The 23,989-nt window shown below is 58.1% G+C and carries 23 protein-coding genes; 16 read left to right on the top strand and 7 right to left on the bottom strand.

Features of this window, described 5'->3' with window-relative positions; genetic code table 11:
- Positions 1 to 173 precede the first annotated feature (173 nt).
- The 15 genes from leuS (at position 174) to lipA (ending at position 15,794) form a co-directional block, all read left to right on the top strand.
- Positions 174 to 2,756, top strand: coding sequence for a leucine--tRNA ligase (leuS, locus tag RTN40_RS03770; RefSeq protein ID WP_312227283.1), 2,583 nt, complete (start codon positions 174 to 176; stop codon positions 2,754 to 2,756).
- Positions 2,757 to 2,770: 14 nt separating this feature from the next.
- The gene (lptE, locus tag RTN40_RS03775) at positions 2,771 to 3,340 is read left to right on the top strand and encodes an LPS assembly lipoprotein LptE (protein WP_312227284.1); all 570 of its coding nucleotides are present in this window, start codon (positions 2,771 to 2,773) and stop codon (positions 3,338 to 3,340) included.
- The gene (gene holA / locus RTN40_RS03780; RefSeq protein ID WP_312227285.1) at positions 3,340 to 4,371 is read left to right on the top strand and encodes a DNA polymerase III subunit delta; all 1,032 of its coding nucleotides are present in this window, start codon (positions 3,340 to 3,342) and stop codon (positions 4,369 to 4,371) included. Before lptE ends, holA begins: the two co-directional genes overlap by 1 nt.
- A gap of 1 nt (position 4,372) precedes the next feature.
- Positions 4,373 to 5,014, top strand: coding sequence for a nicotinate-nucleotide adenylyltransferase (nadD, locus tag RTN40_RS03785; protein WP_312227286.1), 642 nt, complete (start codon positions 4,373 to 4,375; stop codon positions 5,012 to 5,014).
- 26 nt (positions 5,015 to 5,040) lie between these two features.
- Complete coding sequence (locus RTN40_RS03790) at positions 5,041 to 5,655, top strand: adenosylcobalamin/alpha-ribazole phosphatase (RefSeq protein ID WP_312227287.1); 615 nt, start codon at positions 5,041 to 5,043, stop codon at positions 5,653 to 5,655.
- 229 nt (positions 5,656 to 5,884) lie between these two features.
- Positions 5,885 to 6,202 carry a ribosome silencing factor gene (gene rsfS / locus RTN40_RS03795; RefSeq protein ID WP_312227288.1) on the top strand — a complete coding sequence of 106 codons (318 nt, stop codon included), beginning with the start codon at positions 5,885 to 5,887 and terminating at the stop codon, positions 6,200 to 6,202.
- 3 nt (positions 6,203 to 6,205) lie between these two features.
- Positions 6,206 to 6,673 carry a 23S rRNA (pseudouridine(1915)-N(3))-methyltransferase RlmH gene (rlmH, locus tag RTN40_RS03800; RefSeq protein WP_003858701.1) on the top strand — a complete coding sequence of 156 codons (468 nt, stop codon included), beginning with the start codon at positions 6,206 to 6,208 and terminating at the stop codon, positions 6,671 to 6,673.
- 29 nt (positions 6,674 to 6,702) lie between these two features.
- A complete protein-coding gene (gene mrdA, locus RTN40_RS03805) occupies positions 6,703 to 8,604 on the top strand; it encodes a peptidoglycan DD-transpeptidase MrdA (protein WP_312227289.1) in 1,902 nt (633 codons plus the stop codon).
- A gap of 2 nt (positions 8,605 to 8,606) precedes the next feature.
- The gene (gene mrdB / locus RTN40_RS03810) at positions 8,607 to 9,719 is read left to right on the top strand and encodes a peptidoglycan glycosyltransferase MrdB (RefSeq protein WP_312227290.1); all 1,113 of its coding nucleotides are present in this window, start codon (positions 8,607 to 8,609) and stop codon (positions 9,717 to 9,719) included.
- 10 nt (positions 9,720 to 9,729) lie between these two features.
- Positions 9,730 to 10,890, top strand: coding sequence for an endolytic peptidoglycan transglycosylase RlpA (gene rlpA / locus RTN40_RS03815; RefSeq protein ID WP_312227291.1), 1,161 nt, complete (start codon positions 9,730 to 9,732; stop codon positions 10,888 to 10,890).
- Between the two features lie 142 nt (positions 10,891 to 11,032).
- Positions 11,033 to 12,244, top strand: a complete 1,212-nt coding sequence (dacA, locus tag RTN40_RS03820) for a D-alanyl-D-alanine carboxypeptidase DacA (RefSeq protein ID WP_312227292.1) — start codon at positions 11,033 to 11,035, stop codon at positions 12,242 to 12,244.
- A 115-nt stretch (positions 12,245 to 12,359) separates the two neighbouring features.
- The gene (ybeD, locus tag RTN40_RS03825) at positions 12,360 to 12,623 is read left to right on the top strand and encodes a DUF493 family protein YbeD (protein WP_042392026.1); all 264 of its coding nucleotides are present in this window, start codon (positions 12,360 to 12,362) and stop codon (positions 12,621 to 12,623) included.
- A gap of 103 nt (positions 12,624 to 12,726) precedes the next feature.
- The gene (lipB, locus tag RTN40_RS03830) at positions 12,727 to 13,368 is read left to right on the top strand and encodes a lipoyl(octanoyl) transferase LipB (protein WP_312227293.1); all 642 of its coding nucleotides are present in this window, start codon (positions 12,727 to 12,729) and stop codon (positions 13,366 to 13,368) included.
- Positions 13,369 to 13,664: 296 nt separating this feature from the next.
- Positions 13,665 to 14,627 (top strand): YbeF family transcriptional regulator, encoded by a 963-nt coding sequence (locus tag RTN40_RS03835; RefSeq protein WP_312227294.1) that lies wholly within the window; start codon positions 13,665 to 13,667, stop codon positions 14,625 to 14,627.
- Between the two features lie 201 nt (positions 14,628 to 14,828).
- Positions 14,829 to 15,794 carry a lipoyl synthase gene (lipA, locus tag RTN40_RS03840; protein WP_312227295.1) on the top strand — a complete coding sequence of 322 codons (966 nt, stop codon included), beginning with the start codon at positions 14,829 to 14,831 and terminating at the stop codon, positions 15,792 to 15,794.
- 85 nt (positions 15,795 to 15,879) lie between these two features.
- Here lipA and tatE read toward each other — a convergent pair whose 3' ends face one another.
- Together tatE and RTN40_RS03850 are read right to left on the bottom strand one after the other, a co-directional pair.
- On the bottom strand, positions 15,880 to 16,083 hold the full coding sequence (tatE, locus tag RTN40_RS03845) for a twin-arginine translocase subunit TatE (protein WP_103819877.1): 204 nt from the start codon (positions 16,081 to 16,083) through the stop codon (positions 15,880 to 15,882).
- Positions 16,084 to 16,212: 129 nt separating this feature from the next.
- A complete protein-coding gene (locus RTN40_RS03850; RefSeq protein ID WP_312227296.1) occupies positions 16,213 to 17,001 on the bottom strand; it encodes a deaminated glutathione amidase in 789 nt (262 codons plus the stop codon).
- A 66-nt stretch (positions 17,002 to 17,067) separates the two neighbouring features.
- Between RTN40_RS03850 and crcB the strand changes: the two genes are divergently transcribed.
- Positions 17,068 to 17,451, top strand: coding sequence for a fluoride efflux transporter CrcB (gene crcB / locus RTN40_RS03855; RefSeq protein WP_312227297.1), 384 nt, complete (start codon positions 17,068 to 17,070; stop codon positions 17,449 to 17,451).
- Between the two features lie 63 nt (positions 17,452 to 17,514).
- Here crcB and cspE read toward each other — a convergent pair whose 3' ends face one another.
- The 5 genes from cspE to RTN40_RS03880 all read right to left on the bottom strand — a co-directional run bounded on the left by cspE (position 17,515) and on the right by RTN40_RS03880 (position 23,931).
- A complete protein-coding gene (gene cspE / locus RTN40_RS03860; protein ID WP_004100146.1) occupies positions 17,515 to 17,724 on the bottom strand; it encodes a transcription antiterminator/RNA stability regulator CspE in 210 nt (69 codons plus the stop codon).
- A 108-nt stretch (positions 17,725 to 17,832) separates the two neighbouring features.
- On the bottom strand, positions 17,833 to 20,994 hold the full coding sequence (locus RTN40_RS03865; RefSeq protein WP_312227298.1) for an efflux RND transporter permease subunit: 3,162 nt from the start codon (positions 20,992 to 20,994) through the stop codon (positions 17,833 to 17,835).
- Positions 20,991 to 22,274, bottom strand: a complete 1,284-nt coding sequence (locus RTN40_RS03870; protein ID WP_312227634.1) for an efflux RND transporter periplasmic adaptor subunit — start codon at positions 22,272 to 22,274, stop codon at positions 20,991 to 20,993. Before RTN40_RS03870 ends, RTN40_RS03865 begins: the two co-directional genes overlap by 4 nt.
- The gene (locus RTN40_RS03875; protein WP_312227299.1) at positions 22,274 to 23,524 is read right to left on the bottom strand and encodes a TolC family protein; all 1,251 of its coding nucleotides are present in this window, start codon (positions 23,522 to 23,524) and stop codon (positions 22,274 to 22,276) included. The genes RTN40_RS03870 and RTN40_RS03875 overlap by 1 nt, the downstream gene beginning before the upstream one ends.
- A gap of 53 nt (positions 23,525 to 23,577) precedes the next feature.
- Entirely contained in the window at positions 23,578 to 23,931 is a 354-nt protein-coding gene (locus RTN40_RS03880; protein WP_312227300.1) for a DUF2946 domain-containing protein, read from the bottom strand.
- Positions 23,932 to 23,989: the final 58 nt, after the last annotated feature.

Genomic DNA, 23,989 nt, shown 5'->3' on the forward strand with positions numbered 1-23,989 from the left:
ACCCGCGACACAGGCTGTGTAAATTCGTGCAATGATGCCTGTCGGCCCTTTTCACCGCCGTCAGCGCGAAAGGCTGTTTTGAGACTGGCGTTTGGGCTATGCTATGCGGATCTTACACACCACATCTTAATGCTACGCTTGTAGCTGTATTGAAAACAGGACCACTGGCTGCCATGCAAGAGCAATACCGCCCGGAAGAGATAGAATCCAAAGTCCAGCTTCACTGGGAAGAGAAGCGCACATTTGAAGTTACCGAAGATGAGAGCAAAGAGAAGTACTACTGCCTCTCTATGCTTCCCTATCCTTCTGGCCGGCTACACATGGGCCACGTGCGTAACTACACTATCGGCGATGTGATCTCCCGCTATCAGCGTATGCTGGGCAAAAACGTGCTGCAGCCTATCGGCTGGGATGCGTTCGGCCTGCCTGCGGAAGGTGCGGCGGTGAAGAACAATACCGCGCCTGCCCCGTGGACCTACGACAATATCAACTACATGAAAAACCAGCTCAAAATGCTGGGTTTTGGCTACGACTGGAGCCGCGAGCTGGCAACCTGCACCCCGGAATACTACCGCTGGGAGCAGAAGTTCTTTACCGAGCTGTATAAAAAAGGCCTGGTCTATAAGAAGACCTCGGCGGTGAACTGGTGCCCGAATGACCAGACCGTGCTGGCTAACGAGCAGGTGATCGACGGCTGCTGCTGGCGCTGCGACACCAAGGTTGAGCGTAAAGAGATCCCGCAGTGGTTTATCAAAATCACCGCCTACGCTGACGAGCTGCTGAACGATCTGGATCATATGGATCAGTGGCCGGACACCGTTAAAACCATGCAGCGCAACTGGATCGGCCGCTCTGAAGGCGTTGAGATCACCTTCGACGTCGAGAACAGCGACGACAAGCTGACCGTCTACACCACCCGTCCTGACACCTTTATGGGCGTCACCTACCTGGCGGTTGCCGCGGGCCACCCGCTGAGCACTCAGGCGGCAGCCTATAACCCGGCGCTGGGCGACTTTATCGCCGAATGCCGCAATACCAAGGTTGCCGAAGCAGACATGGCGACCATGGAGAAGAAAGGCGTCGATACCGGCGTACGTGCTATTCACCCGCTGACCGGCGAAGCGATTCCGGTCTGGGCAGCGAACTTTGTGCTGATGGAGTACGGCACCGGCGCAGTGATGGCCGTCCCGGGCCACGACCAGCGCGACTACGAGTTTGCGACTAAATATGGCTTAGATATCAAGCCGGTTATCCTCGCGGCCGACGGCACCGAGCCGGACCTTAGCGCCCAGGCGCTGACGGAAAAAGGCGTGCTGTTTAACTCTGGTGAGTTTGACGGCCTGAACTTTGAGGCGGCGTTTAACGCCATTGCCGACAAGCTGGCCGCTAACGGCGTCGGTGAGCGTAAGGTTAACTACCGCCTGCGCGACTGGGGCGTCTCCCGCCAGCGCTACTGGGGTGCACCCATCCCGATGGTGACCCTGGAAGACGGCACCGTGCTGCCAACTCCGGAAGACCAGCTGCCGGTTATTCTGCCGGAAGACGTGGTGATGGATGGTATTACCAGCCCGATCAAAGCCGATCCCGAGTGGGCAAAAACCACCGTCAACGGCCAGCCAGCGCTGCGTGAAACCGACACCTTTGACACCTTTATGGAGTCCTCCTGGTACTATGCGCGCTATACCTGCCCGCAGTACAACGAGGGCATGCTGGATCCGAACGCCGCCAACTACTGGCTGCCGGTTGATATCTATATCGGCGGGATCGAACACGCCATCATGCACCTGCTCTACTTCCGCTTCTTCCACAAGCTGATGCGCGACGCGGGCATGGTGAACTCTGACGAGCCAGCCAGGCAGCTGCTCTGCCAGGGCATGGTGCTGGCAGACGCCTTCTACTACGTGGGCGTAAACGGCGAGCGTAACTGGGTCTCCCCGAAAGAGGCGATCGTCGAGCGTGATGAAAAAGGCCGCATCGTGAAAGCGCAAGACGCGGCGGGTCATGAGCTGGTCTATACCGGCATGAGCAAGATGTCCAAGTCGAAAAACAACGGCATCGATCCGCAGGAGATGGTAGAGCGCTACGGCGCGGATACCGTGCGTCTGTTTATGATGTTCGCCTCGCCGGCGGATATGACCCTCGAGTGGCAGGAGTCCGGCGTTGAAGGGGCAAACCGCTTCCTGAAGCGCGTCTGGAAACTGGTCTACGAGCACACCTCCCAGGGCGATGCTCCGGCGCTGGACGTTGCCGCGCTGAGCGAAGATCAGCAGGCGCTGCGCCGTGACGTGCATAAAACCATTGCCAAAGTAACCGATGATATCGGTCGTCGTCAGACCTTCAACACCGCCATTGCGGCGATCATGGAGCTGATGAACAAGCTGGCGAAAGCGCCGCTGGAAGGCGAGCAGGATCGCGCCCTGATGCAGGAAGCGCTGCTGGCGGTAGTGCGTATGCTGAACCCGTTCACCCCGCATGCCTGCTTTACACTCTGGCAGGAGCTGAAAGGGGAAGGCGATATTGACAACGCACCGTGGCCGGTGGCTGATGAGCAGGCGATGGTGGAGAACACCACCCTGGTTGTTGTGCAGGTGAACGGTAAGGTACGTGGTAAAATCACCGTGCCGGTAGACGCCAGCGAAGAGCAGGTGCGCGAGCGTGCCGGCCAGGAGCCTCTGGTGGCAAAATATCTTGATGGCGTTACCGTGCGTAAAGTGATTTACGTTGCAGGTAAACTGCTTAATCTGGTCGTTGGCTAAGCGCGGGAGGAAGCGTGCGATTTCTAACAACACTCTTGTTGTCATTGGCGGTGCTTGCCACCGCCGGATGTGGCTGGCACCTGCGTAACAGTTCCGCGATCCCTGACGAGATGAAAACCATGATTTTCGACTCGCCAGATCCGAACGGTCCGCTAAGCCGCGCGGTACGCTCACAGCTGCGTCTGAACGGCGTCACGCTGGTAGAGAAAAGCTCCGTGCGTCAGGATGTGCCCTCCCTGCGTCTGGGTTCATCAGCTATTAGCCAGGACACGGCCTCTATCTTCCGCGATGGCCGTACGGCTGAGTATCAGATGGTAATGAGCGTCCAGGCTACGGTGCTGATCCCAGGCCAGGGGATCTACCCGCTGCATACCAAGGTTTATCGTTCATTCTTTGATAACCCACAGACTGCGCTGGCGAAAGATGCCGAGCAGGATATGATCATTACAGAGATGTACGATAAAGCTGCTGAGCAGCTGATCCGTCAGCTGCCAAGCGTGCAAACGGCAGAGAAGCAGGAGAAGATAGCGGAAGCCAAAGCGGCCACGACCTCTTCCCGTGTCTCAACCACGCTGGGTAACTGATGTTAAAGCTGTACCCTGAACAGCTCCGCGCGCAGCTCAATGAAGGGCTGCGCGCGGCCTATCTGCTGCTGGGCAACGATCCGTTGCTGCTTCAGGAGAGCCAGGATGCGGTGCGCCAGGCCGCCGCCGCAGAGGGCTTTGATGAACACCACACCGTTGCTCTCGATGCCAGCACCGACTGGACTGCACTCTTCTCTCTCTGCCAGGCCATGAGCCTGTTCGCCAGCCGCCAGACGCTGCTGCTCCAGCTGCCGGACAACGGGCCGAATGCGGCTATCAACGAACAGCTTGCTACCCTGACAGGGCTGCTGCATGACGATCTGCTGCTGATCGTACGTGGCAATAAGCTCACCAAAGCGCAGGAGAACGCCGCCTGGTTTACCGCCCTGGCCAACCGTGCCGTGCAGGTCACCTGCCAGACGCCGGAACAGGCGCAGCTTCCACGCTGGGTCGCCAACCGGGCAAAGCAACATCATCTGCAACTTGATGATGCCGCTAACCAGCTGCTCTGCTACTGCTATGAGGGCAACCTGCTGGCGCTAGCGCAGGCGCTGGATCGGCTCTCGCTGCTCTGGCCCGATGGCAAACTCACCCTGCCACGCGTTGAGCAGGCGGTGAACGATGCCGCACACTTTACCCCTTTCCACTGGGTTGATGCCCTGCTGGCGGGCAAGAGCAAACGCGCCCTGCATATTTTGCAGCAGCTGAAGCTTGAGGCCAGCGAGCCGGTGATCCTGCTGCGTACCCTACAGCGTGAGCTGCTGCTGCTGTTAAACTTAAAGCGCCAGATGGCACAGACCTCGCTGCGTGCCCTCTTTGATAAGCACCGGGTATGGCAGAACCGCCGTGCCGTCACCACCGAGGCGCTAAACCGCCTTAGCCATGCACAGCTTCGCCAGGCGGTACATCTCCTGAGTCGCACCGAGCTAACCGTTAAGCAGGACTACGGCCAGTCGGTCTGGGCCGAGCTGGAGGGGATCTCTCTGCTACTCTGTCATAAGACGCTGGCAGACGTGTTTATAGAGGGATGAGATGGATCAGCTGCAAGCCTTGTTTGGTGGGACCTTCGATCCCGTTCACTACGGCCACCTTCTACCGGTAGAGGCGCTGGCAGAGGCGATTAACCTGACGCAGGTGATCGTCATGCCAAATAACGTGCCGCCCCACCGTCCGCAGCCGGAGGCCACCAGCCAGCAGCGTAAGACCATGCTGGCACTGGCTATTGCCGACCGTCCGCTATTTACCCTTGACGAGCGGGAGCTGCAGCGCGACACGCCATCGTACTCAGCAGAAACGCTGGAGGCATGGCGTCAGGAGAGCGGCCCTGTCCGCCCGCTGGCCTTTATTATTGGTCAGGACTCGCTGCTCAGCTTCCCAACCTGGTACCGCTACGACACTATTCTCAGCTACTGCCATCTGATTGTCTGCCGCCGACCCGGCTACGCGCTGGAGATGCATGACGAGGTGCACCAGCGCTGGCTGGAGGCGCATCTCACCACCGATCCCCGCGAGCTGCATACTCTGCCCGCCGGAAAAATTTTCCTCGCCCAGACTCCGTGGTTTGCTATCTCCGCCACGCAAATTCGTCAGCGACTGCGGCAGAATCAGCCCTGTGACGATCTGCTCCCGCCCGCCGTACTGGACTACATTATGGCGCAGGGGCTGTACCGCTAATCCATACCCTATAAGGAGAATGCGCTATGCGTCTTTGGCTTGTCCGGCACGGGGAGACAGAGGCCAACGTGGCCGGGCTTTACAGCGGACACTCCCCCACCCCGCTTACGCCGCGCGGTATTGGTCAGGCGCAAACGTTGCGTACGCTGCTGGCGGACGTCCCGTTTGACGTGGCGATTTGCAGCGCGCTTGAGCGGGCGCAGCATACTGCCCGGCTGGTTCTGGATGCCCGTGAGGTTCCCGTCCACACCTCAGCGCTGCTCAACGAAATGTTTTTCGGTGACTGGGAGATGCGCCACCATCGCGATCTTACCCTTGAGGATGCCCAACGCTACGCCGCCTGGTGCAGCGACTGGCAAACCACTATCCCCACTAACGGTGAAGGGTTTCAAGACTTTACCGCCCGAGTCCAGCAGTTTATTGCCCGCCTTTCTGAGTGGGATACTCATGAAAACGTGCTGATCGTCAGCCATCAGGGGGTACTCAGCGTGTTGATTGCTACCCTGCTGAAAATGCCCGCCTCGTCGCTGTGGCACTTTCGCGTCGCCCAAGGGGCATGGAGTGCGATCGATATCTACGACGGCTTTGCTACATTAAGCGTGCTGAACAGCCGCGCTGGATGGGTGCCAGAGGATCGCTAACTTGACACGCCCCCCCAGACTGCTATCCTCCGCTGCCAGACTTTTCCCTCCGCAGCAGTTCCATAGAAATTGTTTTACAAAAATGGCGATGCAATCTTGTGCGGAGGGTGGGATGATAGCCCACTTTCAGAGACATATAGGCGACTTTGGTCCCGAAAAGGCCGGGCTTCAGGTATACTGGCTGACTATCTATTGAATATCGTTATTTGCATCCACCCAGGGGGAACACTTGCAGGGTAAAGCACTCCAGGATTTTGTTATCGACAAAATTGACGACCTGAAAGGTCAGGACATCGTCACCTTAGATGTTAAGGGTAAATCAAGCATCACCGACTGCATGATCATCTGCACCGGTACTTCTACGCGTCACGTTGTCTCCATCGCTGACCATGTGGTTCAGGCGTCCCGCGCGGCTGGCCTGATCCCGTTTGGTGTCGAGGGTGAAAACGTCGCCGACTGGGTCGTGGTCGATCTGGGCGATGTCATTGTCCACGTTATGCAGGAAGAGAGCCGTCGCCTCTACGAGCTGGAAAAACTCTGGGGCTAATGGGTGAAGCTGCAACTGGTCGCCGTCGGCACGAAGATGCCCGACTGGGTACAAACCGGCTTTACTGAATATCTGCGTCGATTCCCGAAAGATATGCCGTTTGAGCTGGTAGAGATCCCTGCCGGCAAGCGCGGCAAAAATGCCGATATCAAACGCATCCTTGATAAAGAGGGTGAGCTTATGCTCGCTGCGGCAGGTAAAAACCGCATCGTCACCCTCGATATTCCAGGCAAACCCTGGGATACGCCGCAGCTGGCGCACGAGCTGGAGCGCTGGAAGCAGGACGGGCGAGACGTCAGCCTGCTGATCGGCGGCCCGGAAGGGCTATCCCCCGCCTGCAAAGCGGCAGCAGAACAAAGTTGGTCACTCTCTGCGTTAACGCTTCCCCACCCGCTGGTCCGGGTTCTGGTGGCAGAAAGCCTCTATCGCGCATGGAGCATTACGACCAACCATCCCTATCATCGTGAGTAACGAAGAGCCTTAGGTAGATTACGCAGCGGATGAAATTACAGAACTCTTTTCGCGACTATACGGCTGAGTCCGCGCTGTTTGTGCGCCGGGCGATTGTCGCCTTTACAGGGATCCTGCTGCTCAGCGGCGTGCTTGTCGCCAACCTCTATAATCTGCAGATTGTCCGTCACACCGACTACCAGACGCGCTCCAACGAAAACCGCATCAAGCTGGTGCCGATTGCCCCCAGCCGCGGGATCATTTATGACCGCAACGGTATTCCGCTGGCGCTCAACCGGACCATCTACCAGGTTGAGATGATGCCCGAGAAGGTGGATAACGTGCAGCAGACGCTGGAAGCGCTGCGGGACGTGGTCGATCTCAACGATGATGACATTGCTAACTTCAAAAAAGAGCGCGCCCGCTCGCACCGCTTTACCTCGATCCCGGTAAAATCCAACCTGACGGAAGTTCAGGTGGCGCGCTTTGCGGTAAACCAGTACCGCTTCCCGGGCGTGGAAGTAAAGGGCTATAAGCGCCGCTTCTATCCCTATGGCTCTGCTCTTACCCACGTTATCGGCTACGTCTCAAAGATCAACGATAAAGACGTCGAGCGCCTCGACAAAGAGGGCATCCTCGCTAACTATGCGGCGACGCACGATATCGGCAAGCTGGGGATTGAGCGCTACTACGAGAACGTGCTGCACGGCCAGACTGGCTATGAAGAGGTTGAGGTGAATAACCGTGGCCGCGTGATCCGCCAGCTGAAAGAGGTGCCGCCGCAGGCCGGACATGACATCTACCTGACGCTGGATCTTAAGCTACAGACCTACATCGAAACCCTGCTTGAGGGGAGCCGTGCGGCGGTGGTGGTGACCGATCCGCGTACCGGCGGCATCCTGTCGCTGGTCTCTATGCCAAGCTATAACCCGAACCTGTTTGTGGATGGTATCTCCAGCAAGGATTACAACGGCCTGCTGCACGATCCCAACACGCCACTGATCAACCGTGCGACTCAGGGCGTCTATCCCCCGGCGTCCACCGTTAAGCCTTACGTTGCCGTATCGGCCCTGAGCGCAGGGGTAATTACCCGCAATACCAGCCTGTTCGACCCCGGCTGGTGGCAGCTCCCCGGCTCCGAGAAGCGCTACCGCGACTGGAAAAAGTGGGGCCACGGCCATCTGAACGTTACTAAATCGCTGGAAGAGTCCGCCGATACCTTCTTCTACCAGGTCGCTTACGACATGGGTATCGATCGGCTTAGCGAGTGGATGGGTAAGTTTGGCTATGGTCACTACACCGGTATCGACCTTTCGGAGGAGCGCTCCGGGAACATGCCGACCCGCGAGTGGAAGCTGAAACGCTTTAAGAAGCCGTGGTACCAGGGCGATACTATCCCGGTAGGCATCGGCCAGGGCTATTGGACGGCGACGCCGATCCAGATGAGCAAGGCGATGATGATCCTGATTAACGATGGCATCGTCAAAGTACCGCACCTGCTAATGAGTACGGCGGAGAATGGCCAGCAGGTACCGTGGAAGCAGCCTGAGCAGCCGCCGGTGGGCGACATCCACTCCGGCTACTGGGAGATTGCTAAAGACGGCATGTACGGCGTGGCTAACCGCGCCAACGGCACCGGGCACAAATACTTTGCCAACGCACCCTATAAGGTGGCGGCTAAATCCGGTACGGCACAGGTGTTTGGCCTGAAGGCCAACGAGACCTATAACGCGCACAAAATTGCGGAACGTCTGCGCGATCACAAGCTGATGACGGCATTTGCCCCCTATGACAAACCCCAGGTAGCGGTAGCGATCATTCTGGAAAACGGCGGTGCCGGCCCGGCGGTCGGGACCATCATGCGCCAGATCCTCGACCACATTATGCTGGGCGATAACAACACCGACCTGCCGGCGGAGAATCCGTCGGCTGCGGCGGCTGAGGACCAATAACCATGACGGATAATCCGAACAAAAAATCGTTCTGGGATAAAATCCATATCGATCCGGCGCTGCTGCTGATCATCCTCGCGCTGCTGTTCTATAGCGCTATCGTGATCTGGAGCGCCAGCGGCCAGGATGTCGGCATGACCGAGCGCAAAATCGGTCAGATCGCTATGGGCCTGGTGGTGATGGTAGTGATGGCGCAGATCCCCCCCCGTGTTTATGAAGGGTGGGCACCCTATCTCTATATCTTCTGCGTGATCCTGCTGGTGGCGGTTGACGCCTTTGGCGCGATCTCCAAAGGGGCACAGCGCTGGCTTGATTTAGGCATCGTACGTTTCCAGCCCTCAGAGATCGCTAAAATCGCCGTACCGCTGATGGTCGCGCGCTTTATTAACCGCGACGTCTGTCCGCCGTCGCTGAAAAATACCGGTATTGCGTTAGTGCTGATCTTCATGCCTACGTTGCTGGTTGCCGCCCAGCCGGACCTCGGCACCTCGATTCTTATCGCCCTTTCCGGCCTGTTCGTGCTTTTCCTGTCCGGCCTGAGCTGGCGGCTAATTGGTATTGCCGCTCTGCTGCTGGCGGCGTTTATCCCGATCCTCTGGTTCTTCCTGATGCATGACTATCAGCGTCAGCGGGTCATGATGCTGCTCGATCCAGAAACCGATCCGCTGGGAGCAGGCTATCATATTATTCAGTCTAAAATTGCGATTGGCTCCGGTGGCCTGCGCGGCAAGGGCTGGCTGCATGGCACCCAGTCACAGCTCGAGTTTCTGCCCGAGCGTCACACCGACTTTATCTTTGCCGTACTCGGTGAAGAGCTGGGTCTGGTGGGCATCCTGATCCTGCTCGCGCTCTACCTGCTGCTGATTATGCGCGGCCTGTGGATCGCCGCCCATGCGCAGACCACCTTTGGTCGCGTGATGGCCGGTGGCTTAATGCTGATTTTATTCGTTTATGTGTTCGTAAATATCGGTATGGTGAGCGGTATCTTACCGGTAGTGGGGGTACCCCTACCGTTAGTAAGCTACGGTGGCTCCGCCCTGATTGTGCTCATGGCCGGGTTTGGTATCGTGATGTCGATCCATACCCACAGAAAAATGTTGTCGAAAAGCGTATAAGAGGTCCGCAATGCGAAAGCTTTGCCTTGCAGTTTGCGTAGCAGCAGGATTATTGACAGCGTGTTCAAGTACCGAGGAGAGCCAGCAGCCTACTGCCGCTGCGCCGCAGCCTGCGGTCTGTAACGGCCCGACGGTGGAGATCGGCGGGGCTGAGCCTCGCTACGAACCGCTGAACCCGTCGGTCAACCAGGACTACGAGCGTGATGGCAAGTCCTACAAGATTGTGCAAGACACCTCGCGCTTCACTCAGGCCGGTCTTGCCGCCATCTACGATGCAGAACCGGGCAGCAACCTGACCGCCTCCGGGGAAACTTTCGACCCGATGCAGCTGACCGCGGCGCACCCGACCCTGCCGATCCCCAGCTATGCGCGTATTACCAACTTGTCTAATGGCCGGATGGTAGTGGTGCGTATCAACGATCGTGGTCCCTACGGTAATGACCGGGTGATCTCCCTCTCCCGCGCCGCAGCTGACAGACTGAACAACTCTAACAACACCAAAGTGCGTATCGATCCGATTATCGTCTCGCAGGACGGCTCGATGTCCGGCCCAGGTACGGTCTGTACGACGATTGCCCAGCAGACCTACGCCCTGCCAGAACGTCCGGATCTGAGCGGCGGCATGGGCAGCGCCTCTTCCGCGCCACAGCCCGCGCAGCCTGCTGGCGATGTTCGCCCTATCAGTAACGATACGCTGCAAAGCGACGGCGCAACCGGCGCACCGGTTGGCGGCAGCGGCTTCCTCGGTGCACCAACGACGCTGCCATCCGGCGTGCTGGAGGGCAACGAGCCACCCGTGCAGCCGCAGCCAGCTGCGGTCGCGGCACCTGCAGTTGCGGCACCCGTAGTTGCGGCACCTGCAGTCGCTGCGCCGGTTACCGCACCCGGTTCCGTGCAGGGCAGCGCCCCTGTCGCTGCCCCTGCCCCTGCCGCAGCGGCCACCGCCGGTGGCTACGTGGTACAGGTTGGCGCGGTCAGCGATAAAGCGCGTGCCGAGCAGTATCAGCAGCGTCTGGTCCAGCAGTTCGACGTGCCGGGACGCGTGACGCAGAACGGTGCGGTCTGGCGTATCCAGCTCGGACCGTTTAGCAGCAAAACCGACGCCAGCGCGCTTCAGCAGCGTCTGCAGAGCGAAGCGCAGCTGCAATCGTTTATTACCCGCGCTCAGTAAGCGCTCCCTACGGCGTCTGACTTTGTCAATTTGTGTCAATTTCAGTCACAAAGTCATGCTGAAAGTCAGATGCCTGCCTGTATAGCTTTTGCTATAGTAAGGCACTTTTTTTAATTTCATCACGGATGTCGTTGTTCTGACCATGAAGACCACCTTTTCCGTTCGTCTCGTGAAGCGCCTGGCGCTCACCACCGCGCTGGCCGCCGCCACGCTTTCCGCTGCCCATGCTGATGATCTGAACATCAAAACCATGATCCCGGGCGTTCCGCAAATTGACGCAGAGTCGTATATCCTGATCGACTACAACTCTGGCAAAGTGCTGGCGGAACAGAACGCCGACGCGCGCCGCGATCCGGCCAGCCTGACCAAAATGATGACCAGCTACGTCATCGGCCAGGCGATGAAAGCGGGCAAGTTCAAAGAGACGGACCTGGTCACCATCGGCAACGATGCCTGGGCTACGGGCAACCCGGTCTTTAAAGGTTCATCGTTGATGTTCCTGAAGCCGGGCATGCAGGTGCCGGTTTCCCAGTTGATCCGTGGTATTAACCTGCAATCCGGTAACGACGCCTGCGTGGCCATGGCCGACTACGTCGCCGGTAGCCAGGACGCCTTTGTCGGCCTGATGAACAGCTATGTCAACGCGCTGGGGCTGAAGAACTCCCACTTCCAGACGGTGCACGGTCTCGATGCCGACGGCCAGTTCAGCTCCGCGCGTGATATGGCGCTGATCGGCCAGGCGTTGATCCGCGACGTACCCAACGAGTACACCATCTACAAAGAGAAAGAGTTCACCTTCAACGGTATTCGCCAGACCAACCGCAACGGCCTGCTGTGGGACAACAGCCTGAACGTTGACGGTATTAAAACCGGCCACACCGATAAGGCGGGCTATAACCTGGTGGCCTCGGCAACTGAAGGCCAGATGCGTCTCATCTCCGCCGTGCTGGGCGGCCGCACCTTTAAAGGTCGTGAAGCCGAAAGTAAAAAGCTGCTGACCTGGGGCTTCCGTTTCTTTGAAACCGTTAACCCAATCAAAGCAGGCAAAGAGTTTGCCTCTGAGCCAGCCTGGTTTGGCGACAGCGATCGCGCCTCGCTGGGGGTAGATAAAGACGTCTACCTGACCATTCCCCGCGGCCGCATGAAGGATCTGAAGGCCAGCTATGTGCTGAGCAACAGCGAACTGCACGCACCGCTGGCGAAAAATCAGGTGGTAGGTACCATCAACTTCCAGCTTGATGGCAAAACCATTGAGCAGCGTCCGTTAGTGGTCCTGCAGGAGATCCCGGAAGGGAATTTCTTCGGCAAAATCATCGACTATATCAAGCTGATGTTCCACCACTGGTTTGGTTAAAAAATAGACGCTTGAAAGTGGGATCTTCATCCCCATATACTATGCATCGTTTAATATGCATCGTTTACACTCCCGCCCTCTGGCGGGAGTTGTTCTTTTATTACCCGGAGCTGACATGAAAACCAAACTTAACGAACTGCTTGAATTCCCGACCCCCTTTACCTACAAAGTGATGGGTCTGGCGAAGCCTGAGCTGGTTGATCAGGTGGTGGAAGTGGTGCAGCGCCATGCGCCAGGTGATTACTCTCCGCAGGTAAAACCGAGCAGCAAAGGCAACTACCACTCGGTCTCTATCACCATTACCGCTACGCACATTGAGCAGGTTGAAACGCTGTACGAAGAGCTTGGCAATATTGAAATCGTTCGTATGGTTCTGTGATCGTCATGCGGTGATCCGCTGACGCGTTGCCCGGCGCTGGCCGGGTAACACCCTCCCTGTGGTATACTCCCCCTACCTTTTGTTCTCCCCCGGAGATGCTGTTTTGCTTCAGGATACGATCCTTATCCGCCATCTGGGCTTACAACCTTACGCGCCTGTTTCCGAGGCGATGCACACCTTTACTGATAACCGTGACGCCACCACGCCCGATGAGGTATGGCTGGTTGAGCACGAGCCGGTGTTTACCCAGGGGCAGGCCGGTAAAGCAGAGCATTTGCTGATGCCCGGCGATATTCCCGTTATTCAGAGCGATCGTGGTGGTCAGGTGACCTATCATGGTCCTGGCCAGCAGGTTATGTATGTGCTGTTGGATCTTAAACGCCGCAAGCTGGGCGTACGCGAGCTGGTAACCGTGCTTGAGCAAACCGTGGTCCATACGCTGGCCGAGCTGGATATTGATGCTCATCCGCGCGCGGATGCACCAGGGGTCTACGTCGGCGAGAAGAAGATCTGCTCGCTGGGCCTGCGGATCCGTAAAGGCTGTTCATTTCATGGCCTGGCGCTCAACATTGCCATGGATCTTACGCCGTTCCGCCGGATCAACCCCTGCGGCTATGCGGGAATGGAGATGGCCCAGGTCAGCGAGTGGATCGAGGCCGCCACCCCCGCCACGCTGGCACCGAGACTTATCGCAAACTTACTAAAACTGCTAAATAATCCGCCTCATCAATATATTAGCCAATAATATATCCTATATCCGCCGGTAATTATTTTGCCGGCGGTCTAAAAATCTCATTGACCCTCTGAATAAAAAGACCGATCCTGTCTTTCATCCCCCTGTTACTAAAGGGGAATTTAGGTAATGCTGCATCAGCTGCGTCGGTAGCTAACCTTTTAGCAGGTGATAAAACCATCTGCGCTATTATTAACTTGTTGAAATACAACGGAATGCGCGTATCCACGCAGGATGTGGGTACATTAATTACACAAGAATATAATTTCAACTATCATTCATAATGTGAATGAATATGGAGTTTGAGCGTGGATGATAACGGTCTGTCGGATAAACGAATAGCCGAGCGTCGCGAAGAGGATAGACCCCAGATCTTCCGTACGCTGCGCAATATCGATCTCAACCTGTTGACGATCTTTGAGGCCGTGTATGTTCACAAAGGCATCGTTAATGCGGCGAAGGTGCTTAACCTGACGCCTTCAGCAATTAGCCAGTCTATTCAAAAACTGCGTGCCATCTTTCCCGATCCGTTGTTTATCCGGAAAGGCCAGGGCGTAACGCCTACGGCGTATGCTACGCATCTGCACGAGTATGTGAGTCTTGGGCTGGAGTCTATTTTGGGTGCGCTGGATCTTACCGGCAGCTACGATAAACAGCGTACCATTACGATAGGCACGCCACCTTCGTTAGGCACGCTCTTAATCCCCCCCATTTATAAAGCCATTAAAGAGGCCCACCCGCACCTGCTGATCCGCAATATACCCATCGTTGATGCTGAAAATCAGCTGGGTCAGTTCCAGACGGATTTGATCATCGATACGCATGTTCAGGGAACCCGTACCCTAAATCACCATACGCTCTATACCGATCGGCTGATCCTCATTTGCCGGAAAGATCACCCCTGCCTGCAGCAGCCGCTGACCGAAGAGACGCTAAGCCAGTATGAACATACGCTGCTCATGCTGGAGGGACAAAGTATGGGCACCATGCGGCAGAAGGTGCGGGAGCTGTTCCCGGAGCAGCCGGTGAGCTTTAGCAGTTACAATATGTTCACAATTGCGGCGCTTATTAGCCACAGCGATATGCTGGGCCTAATGCCGTCACGTTTGTTCAGCTTCTTTAACTCTTGTTGGCCTCTGACGGAAATCGATTTCCCACCGCTGCACAATGCATCCGTAGAGGTTTCGCTCTATTACAACAAGTTAAGCCTGCGCGATCCGGTGCTGGAGAACGTCATTAGCGTGATTCGTAAAGCCTTTGAGGGGAAATAGCATCCTGGCCTGATGCCCAACGATGTCTGGACATAGGGCACAAAACAACAACTATTTTACAATTTGCCGGGCTGGCAGGCTGCTTTATCGCCTCTATAGATGATATACTGCCGGCCAGCTAATTCAAAAATAGTTGAGAAATACAACATTCCCTTGAATTGAAATGCTCCCTTCGTTATTCGCAACTGGAACACGCACGCTATGAGTAAACCCATTGTGATGGAACGCGGTGTTAAATACCGCGATGCCGATAAAATGGCCCTTATCCCGGTTAAAAACGTGGTAACAGAGCGCGAAGCCCTGTTAAGAAAACCGGAGTGGATGAAGATCAAACTGCCGGCAGACTCCTCCCGCATCCAGGGTATTAAAGCAGCCATGCGCAAAAACGGCCTGCATTCCGTCTGTGAAGAGGCGTCCTGCCCTAACCTGGCGGAGTGTTTCAATCACGGTACGGCGACCTTTATGATCCTGGGTGCCATCTGTACCCGCCGCTGCCCGTTCTGTGACGTTGCCCACGGCCGCCCGGTTGCTCCTGATGCCAACGAGCCGCTGAAGCTGGCGCAAACTATTGCCGACATGGCCCTGCGCTATGTCGTTATCACCTCCGTTGACCGCGACGATCTGCGCGACGGCGGCGCTCAGCACTTTGCCGACTGCATCACCGCTATCCGCGAGAAAAGCCCAAGCATTCGCATTGAGACCCTGGTGCCCGACTTCCGTGGTCGTATGGATCGTGCGTTGGATATCCTCTCCGCCACGCCGCCAGACGTCTTTAACCACAACCTGGAGAACGTGCCGCGTATCTATCGCAAAGTACGTCCAGGCGCGGACTATAACTGGTCCCTGAAGCTGCTGGAGCGCTTTAAAGAGGCTCACCCGGATATCCCAACGAAATCAGGCCTGATGGTCGGTCTGGGCGAGACCAACGACGAGATCGTTGATGTGATGCGCGACCTGCGCCGCCACGGCGTGACCATGCTGACGCTCGGCCAGTATCTGCAGCCAAGCCGTCACCATCTGCCGGTGCAGCGCTACGTTAGCCCGGAAGAGTTTGACGAGATGAAAGCCGAAGCGCTGGCGATGGGCTTTACCCACGCGGCCTGTGGCCCGTTTGTTCGCTCCTCTTACCATGCCGATCTGCAGGCGAAAGGGATCGAAGTAAAATAGTGCTGCAATAACTACTTACACTATTGCGATAAAAAAACCGGCCTGTGCGCCGGTTTTTTTTATCGCAAGCCATTCGGCATTGCCATTACTCTTTGTGAGAGAGCTTCTCTGCCGGGATGTCACCGTCAACGCTCTTTTTCGCGCTGGTGTCATCGTCGTTCATCGCTTTCTTAAAGCCTTTAATGGCTGCGCCAAGGTCACCGCCGAGGGTACGCAATTTCTTCGTCCCAAACAGCAAAACAACCAGTGCGGCAACTACCAGCAGCTTAGTAATACTAATCTCACCCATAAATACCTTCTTTACTAAAAAACAGGCTGCGAAATGCGCCGTTGAAACCTGACACTATTAACGGATATTCGGCGCGCGCACACAATAGCAATCTGTAACAAGGTGAATCAAGTGTTGTTTAAAAAAACATCACAAGAGCTGCGGTGGCGCAAAGCGACGATGACGCAGCACCGGTAGCTTCCCCCGCGCCTCCTGCACCCGTGCAGCGCTCACTTCGGCGCAGATCAGCTGCGGCTCCTGCGCCGCTGCCGCTATGGTCACCCCCAGCGGATCGACAACGCGACTCTGACCAATGTTTTTATTGCCGCACTCGCCAGCGGCCACCATATAGCAGGTGGTATCCAGCGCCCGCGCCGCCAGCAGCGTCGCCCAGTGCTGCTCCTTTAACGGCCCGCGCACCCAGGCAGCGGGCAGCACCAGCAGCTCTGCGCCCTGCAGGGCCAGGCTGAGGGCCAGCTCGGGAAAGCGCAGATCGTAGCAGGTCATCAGCCCCACCTTTATGCCCGCAACCTCAATCAACGGTGGAATGGCGCTGCCTGCATCCACCCGGCTCGACTCAAGGATGCTGAAGGCGTCGTAGAGATGCAGCTTGGCATAGCGGGCAACGATCTGCCCTGCCCGCAGTACCACCAGGGTATTCACCGCCCTGCCCTGACTGGACGGCACGTGAAGGGTCAACACCGTAGTCATGGCGTTTTTTCGGCTCTCCGCCAGCAGCTGCGTCAGAAAGCCGCCGTCCAGCGGCTGCGCCGAGGCCACCGACAGGCCCGGATCGCTGTCGCTGCGAGCCAGTAGCGCCTCGGGCAGCACCAGCAGCGCGGCCCCCCGCTTTGCCGCCTGCGTCATCAGCGCGACGCAGGTCCGGGCATTCTCCTCCCAGCTCGCCGTCACCACAAACTGTCCCGCTGCCACAATCATCTTCTCACCCCTCTCCCCGTTGCGTTAAACTTAGCGACCTGACACATCAAATAGCAGGAATCGACAGTGATACAACTGTTTTTTGCGGTTTTTATCGGCGGCGGGACCGGCAGCGTGCTGCGCTGGTTTCTCGGTATGAAGCTTAATCCGTTACACCACGCGATCCCCATTGGTACGTTGACGGCAAACCTGGCAGGAGCGTTTATCATCGGGATGGGGCTGGCGTGGTTTAACCGAATGACCCATATCGATCCGCTGTGGAAGCTGCTCATTACCACCGGGTTTTGCGGTGGCCTGACGACCTTCTCCACGTTTTCCGCTGAGGTGGTATTTCTGCTGCAGGATGGCCGTGCGGGCTGGGCGCTGCTGAACGTTGCGGTGAACCTGCTTGGCTCCTTTGCGATGACGGCGCTGGCCTTCTGGCTAGTCTCTACGGCCAGTGCGCAGTAGCGTTCATCAGACGAAAAAAAACCCGCTTTTCAGCGGGTTTTAGAGTTCTGTCTTATCGCTAACTTAGATAGGCATTACGTTAGCAGCAGAAGGGCCTTTGGCACCGTTAGTGATTTCAAACTCTACGCGCTGACCTTCAGCCAGAGTTTTGAAACCATTGCTCTGGATTGCAGAGAAGTGTACGAACACGTCTTTGCTGCCATCTTCCGGAGTAATGAAACCGAATCCTTTGGACTCATTAAACCACTTAACGTTACCTTTAATCTTAGACATCAAAATTACCTTTACATGAAAAACGACACAAATGCTGTGTCGGGTATCAGTACAACAATTGTCATGACTTTTGTCCAGTTGATATTCGTTAAAAAGTGATAAATGTCGCTATCTTTTTTTATCCAGCTGCAATATTTGCTGTTTTTTCAGCGAGGAAGTGCGATGGATTAAAAAATAGAGCGCCGGGATGACAAACATCGACAGCAGGGGCGCCGTGATCATTCCGCCTATCATTGGAGCGGCAATTCGCCGCATCACTTCTGCTCCGGTTCCATCACCCCACATGATCGGCAGCAGCCCCGCCATGATGGTAGCAACGGTCATCACCTTTGGCCGTACGCGCAGCACCGCCCCCTCATGAATGGCCTGCATCAACAGGCCATTCTCGGCATTACCTGCATAGACGCCGTGCCGGCCTAGCGCCTGGTTAAGATAGAGCACCATGATCACGCCAAACTCGGCGGCCACTCCCGCGAGGGCAATAAACCCCACCGCCCCCGCCACCGACAGGTTATACCCCAATAGCCAGAGCAGCCAGACGCCGCCAATCAGCGCAAACGGCAGCGTGCCCATAATCAGTAGCGCATCGGTTACCCGCTTAAAGGTGAGATAGAGCAGTATAAAAATAATCGCCAGCGTCACCGGTAGCACCGTTTTTAACGTCGCCGTTGCCCGTTCAAGGTACTCAAACTGTCCGGACCAGGAGAGCGTTACCCCCTGCGGCAGCGTAACCTGCTCCGCCACCCGCTGCTGCATCTCCGCCACGGCAGACTTCAGATCGCGCCCGCGCAGATCGACGTAAATCCAGTTCGACAGGCGGGCGTTTTCGCTTTTCAGCATCGGCGGTCCCTCGTTAACCACAATCTCCGCCAGCTCGCCCAAGGCCACCTGGCTGCCGTTTTCTGTTACCACCGGCAGCATACGCAGCTTCCCAACGCTGTCACGCAGATCGCGGGGATAGCGAATATTGATCGGGTAACGCTCGCGCCCGGCCAACACTTCACCGACGTTCTCCCCGCCCACCAGCGTTGAGACCAGCGACTGTAGCGCCTTCACCGACACGCCATAGCGCGCCGCCTGCTGGCGATTGATGTTAATATCGATATAGCGTCCGCCCGCCAGCCGCTCCGCCAGCGCAGAGGTCACGCCAGGCACGCTTTTCACCACCTGCTCAATCTGCTGCGCCACCCTCTCGATATCGGCAATTGCATTACCGTTCACCTTAATCCCCACCGGGCTTTTGATCCCGGTCGCCAGCATATCCAGCCGGTTGCGGATCGGCGGCACCCAGACGTTAGCAATCCCCGGCACGCTGACGGTCCTGTCCAGCTCCTCCACCAGCTTTGTCGGCGTCATGCCCGCCCGCCACTGGTCGCGCGGCTTGAAGCGTATGGTGGTTTCAATCATGGTGAGCGGCGCGGGATCGGTAGCCGTCTCCGCCCTTCCCGCTTTGCCCATGACGCTCGCCACCTCCGGCACGCTTTTGATCAGGCGATCGGTCTGCTGAAGCAGCTTCGCCGCCTCACGGGCGGAAATTCCCGGCAGCGTGGAGGGCATATAGAGCAGATCGCCCTCGTCCATCGGCGGCATAAATTCGCTACCGAGGCGGCTCAACGGCCAGAGCGTCGCCAGCAGCAGCAGAAAGGCCAGCGCCAGGGTCATTTTTGGCCACGCCAGCACCTTGTCCAGCAGCGGCGCGTAGGCGCGGGTTAGCCAGCGGTTGAGCGGATTGTCCTGCTCGTCAGGAATACGCCCACGAATAAACAGCCCCATCAGCACCGGCACCAGGGTGATCCCCAGCCCCGCCGCCACCGCCATCGACCAGGTTTTAGTGAAGGCGAGGGGCGAAAACATCCGCCCCTCCTGCGCCTCAAGCGAGAAGACCGGAATAAACGACAGGGTGATGATCAGCAGGCTACAGAAGAGCGCCGGACCCACCTCCACCGCCGCCTGCTCAGCGATACGCCAGTACTCTCCCCCCTCGGGCTGACGCCCCGGATGCTCGTGTCGCCACTGCTCCAGCACCTTATGCATGTTTTCGATCATCACGATGGCGGCGTCAACCATCGCGCCGATGGCAATGGCGATGCCTCCCAGGGACATGATGTTGGCGTTGATCCCCTGGTAGTGCATGATGATAAACGCCCCGAGAATACCCAGCGGCAGCGAGACGATGGCCACCAGCGCGGATCGAAAATGAAACAGGAACAGGGTGCAGATCAGTGCGACGACAATGAACTCCTCCACCAGCTTATGACTTAGCGTCTCCACGGCGCGCTCAATCAGCGCTGAGCGGTCATAGACCGGGACAATCTCCACCCCCTCCGGCAGGTTGCGCTGGAGATCGCGCAGCTTGTCCTTCACCGCGTGCAGGGTCTCAAGGGCGTTTTTACCGTAGCGCATTATGATAATGCCCCCGGCTACCTCGCCCTCGCCGTTATACTCGGCGACGCCGCGACGGATCTCCGGTCCGTTACGGAGGGTAGCGACGTCCCCCAGCAGCACCGGCACGCCGCTGCGGCTGTCGATAACAATTTGGCGAAACTCATTAAGGTTCTTAAGGTAGCCTGTCGTACGCACCATATATTCGGCTTCCCCCATCTCCAGCAACGCGCCGCCGCTCTCCTGGTTCGCCGCCTGAACCGCATCAATTATCTGCTGATGAGTGATATTCAGCGCCCGCATTCGCGCCGGATCGGGAATGATTTGATACTGACGTACCATGCCGCCGACGCTGGCCACCTCCGCCACGTTGGGCACGGTTTTCAGCTCAAACTTCAGCGTCCAGTCCTGCAGCGCCCGCAGATCGGCAAGGCTGTGCTTACCGCTGCGATCGACCAAAGCGTATTCATAGATCCAGCCAACGCCAGTGGCGTCTGGTCCCAACCCAACGTTAACTCCGGCAGGCAGCTGCCCCTGAATCTGGCTTAAATACTCCAGTACCCGGGAGCGCGCCCAGTAGAGATCGGTCCCGTCTTCAAACAGGATGTAGACATACGCATCGCCGAACATCGAAAAGCCGCGCACCGTTTTCGCACCCGGTACCGAGAGCATGGTCGTGGTGAGCGGATAGGTTACCTGATCCTCAATAATCTGTGGCGCTTTGCCCGGATAGCTGGCACGAACGATCACCTGCACGTCAGAGAGATCGGGCAGCGCATCCAGCGGAGCGCGTTGAAGCGACCAGAGTCCCCAGGCCGCGATAACTGCGGCAGCAAGCAGGATCAGCAGACGGTTGCGCAGCGAGGCGCGGATCACGGCGGCGATCATGGCATCACCTCCCCGCCGTGCATGGCATGGTTATGGTCATGCTGATGCTCCATCGCCGGGGTGGCCACCGACGGCGTTTCTGCCGTGGGCTGCGCCTGTGGCAGGGCGCTGCGCAGGCTGGCTTCGGAATCAATCAGGAACTGGCCGGAGGTCACTACGCTGTCGCCTGCCTTCACGCCGGAAAGTATCTGCGTCCAGCCCGCAGAAGTCATGCCGGTCGTCACGTTGACCGCCCTGAAGTGACCTTCGCCAGTTGCCTGTAGCACACGGGTCTGGGTGCCGGTATCAATCACCGCCTCCTCCGGAACTGCCAGCACCGACGCACCGGCGGCACTCTCCGGTAGCGTCACCGTCAGGAACATGCCGGGCTTCAGCCTCTGCTGCGGGTTATCCAACACGACGCGCGCCTTCAGGGTGCGGGTGGTGGTCTCCAGCTGCGGCAGCAGCTCGCTCACCCGGCCATGAAACGTCTCGCCGGGCAGGCTTTCGGCAGTCGCGATAATCTCGCTGCCTACGCTCAGGATCTGCATATCGCCAGGCGGATAGTCGACCACCAGCCAGACCGGATCGAGGCTCGCCAGCTCAAACAGCGGCTGCGTCGCCTCAACTCTCGCCCCCTCCCGCGCATCAAGCTTCACCACGTAGCCGTCGCGCGTTGCGCGCAGGGTCAGGCGCGTCTGCGGCTTGCCGCTGCGCTCCAGCTCGCGCACAACGGATTCAGGCATAAACTGCAGGGCCAGCCGCGCCCGGGCGGCCTGGGTCAGGGCGGCGTCGCCCAGCTGGCGCACGGCCAGATACTCCTGCTGCGCTGCGATCCACTCCGGGATCCACAGGCGGGCCAGCGGTTCGCCCGCTTTTACCCACTGCTGGGGAGCGCGGACGTAGAGAGATTCAACTACCCCCGCGGCGGGGGCCGGTACGATCTGAATGCTGCGCTCGTCGGTGGTCACCGTGGCAAACGCAGAGAGCGTCGGGGCAAGGGCGCGCATCTGCGCTCTGGCAGTGGTCATCCCGAGGTTTTGCTGCTGCCTGGCACTCACCGCTACGCCGGTCTCTTCCGGCGCGTCATCGGCGTAGCGCGGCATCAGATCCATATCCATAAAGGGAGATTTGCCCGGCTTATCGAATCGCTGGTCGGGCACCATGGGATCGTACCAGTAGAGTACTTTGCGTGCGGGCGACTGCTCCACTGCGGGGGCCTGCTCGTGATAACCGGCAAAATAGCCCGCCCCGGCGGCCAGCATGGCGACAAGGGCTAATAAAATCACTGATTTTTTCATCATGCCTGCCCCTCGGGGATCAGCCAGTGGATCGCGGCCCACGTCCGGGCCATCTCTTTTTCCGCCTGAGTGGCGGCCAGCTCGCTATCCAGCACGCTACGGCGGGCCTCCAGCAGCGATGTCAGATCGGACTGTCCGGCGCGATACTGCGCCGCCAGCAGCGACAGGCGCTCTCTGAGCAGGGGCAGCACGTCGTGCAGCTGGCGCGACCAGCGGAGCTGCGCCGCACGATAGTCGGCCACCAGGGTGCGCACCTGAGCTATGTGCTGACGCTCGGTCAGTGCCAGACGATCGTTGGCCTGCATCGTGCGCGAGAGATCGGCAGCGTGATCTTTATCCTGCCTGTGCGACTGAAACAGCGGCAGATCGACAGTAAACATCACCCCGGCGAGATCGTCATTGCCTTCGGAGCGCCGTCCGTAGTAGACCTCTACTTCAACGTCCGGGATTGCCGCGATGGCAGATTCAGCGGAGCGGGCCTTGGCGGTATTGGCCTCGCGCGTGGCGGCCAATACTTCCGGATGCAGGGCAACGCTCTCCTCAAGCGCATCCTCCGCTGCCGGAAGACGCTGGTAAGGGGGCATCTTCCCGGCAGCGGCGGTAATCGTCTCCCCGGTAAGTTCGTACAGGCGGGTTTGCGCGATCTGCACGTCGCGTTCGGCAAGAGTGACGTTGTCCCGCATCGCGCTTTCGGTGATGCGCAGCGCCAGCACGCTCTCCGGAGCAGCGCTGCCCGCGCCAACGCTGGCTTTTTGCACGCTCTGCTGGCGGCTGGTTTCAGCCAGCAACTGCCGGGCCGCCTCCAGGCTGCGGGAGGAAATCGCCAGATCCAGCCAGGCCTGGGCGGTGTCCCGCTGCAGAGCGGCGCGGATCGCCTGGCCCTTCGCGTTGACGCTTTGCGACTCTGCCAGCAGGGTTTGCGCTTTCCGCTCGCGCTTATCCGCGCTGACGTACTGCTGCATGACGCCGACGCGCTGCATGGTCATCCCTTCCCGGGTAAAACGACGATCGTTGCTACCCTGCACCGGCAGGTTTTCAAGGCCAAACTTCAGCTTTGGATCGGGCAGTTCGCGAGCCGATTCCGCCATGGCGTTAAGCGCCTGCGCCTCGTTACGGCTGGCGGAGAGTTCAGCGGAGTAGCGCTGGGCGGCGGCAAGGGTTTGCGTGAGGGTATACGGCTCCGCCTGTGCGACGGAGACGAACAGCATAAACAGCACGCCCGAGAGCGTACTGGATGTAAAAGAGAACATAGTAGAACCTCTGTTAATCGTTAATTGGGTAAATTCAACGGATTAACAGGTATCTACTCCCGGAACCGGCAATAGCGGATCGTTGCCGGCGGCCCTGCTGCGGGTGGGGTGAGCGACCATTCGGTGGGAGGCGTATCAGCACAGGCGGGCAGATTAATGGCAAGGGTGATATCCACCGGCAAGGCCGCCAGCGATCCGTGTCCGGACTCTTTCTGCATCGCATCCGGCACGCAGTGCTTATCACACAGCGGTGCCTGGAGCGCATGGGCCTCTGGGGTCTCCGGCATCTGCATATGATCTACATGCTGGATCATGGCGCTTTCGCCCTGCATATCCAGCGTGCAGTCGTGAGAAGCAATCGCCACCTGGCTCTGGAACAGCAGCCAGCCAAACGCCATCAACAACATCAGAAGATGCCGTTTGAGAAAGCGTAGCCGCCGAAGCCAGGGTGCGTACATAAAAACC

The organism is Pseudescherichia sp., from assembly GCF_031987975.1.
Classification (GTDB): domain Bacteria; phylum Pseudomonadota; class Gammaproteobacteria; order Enterobacterales; family Enterobacteriaceae; genus Pseudescherichia.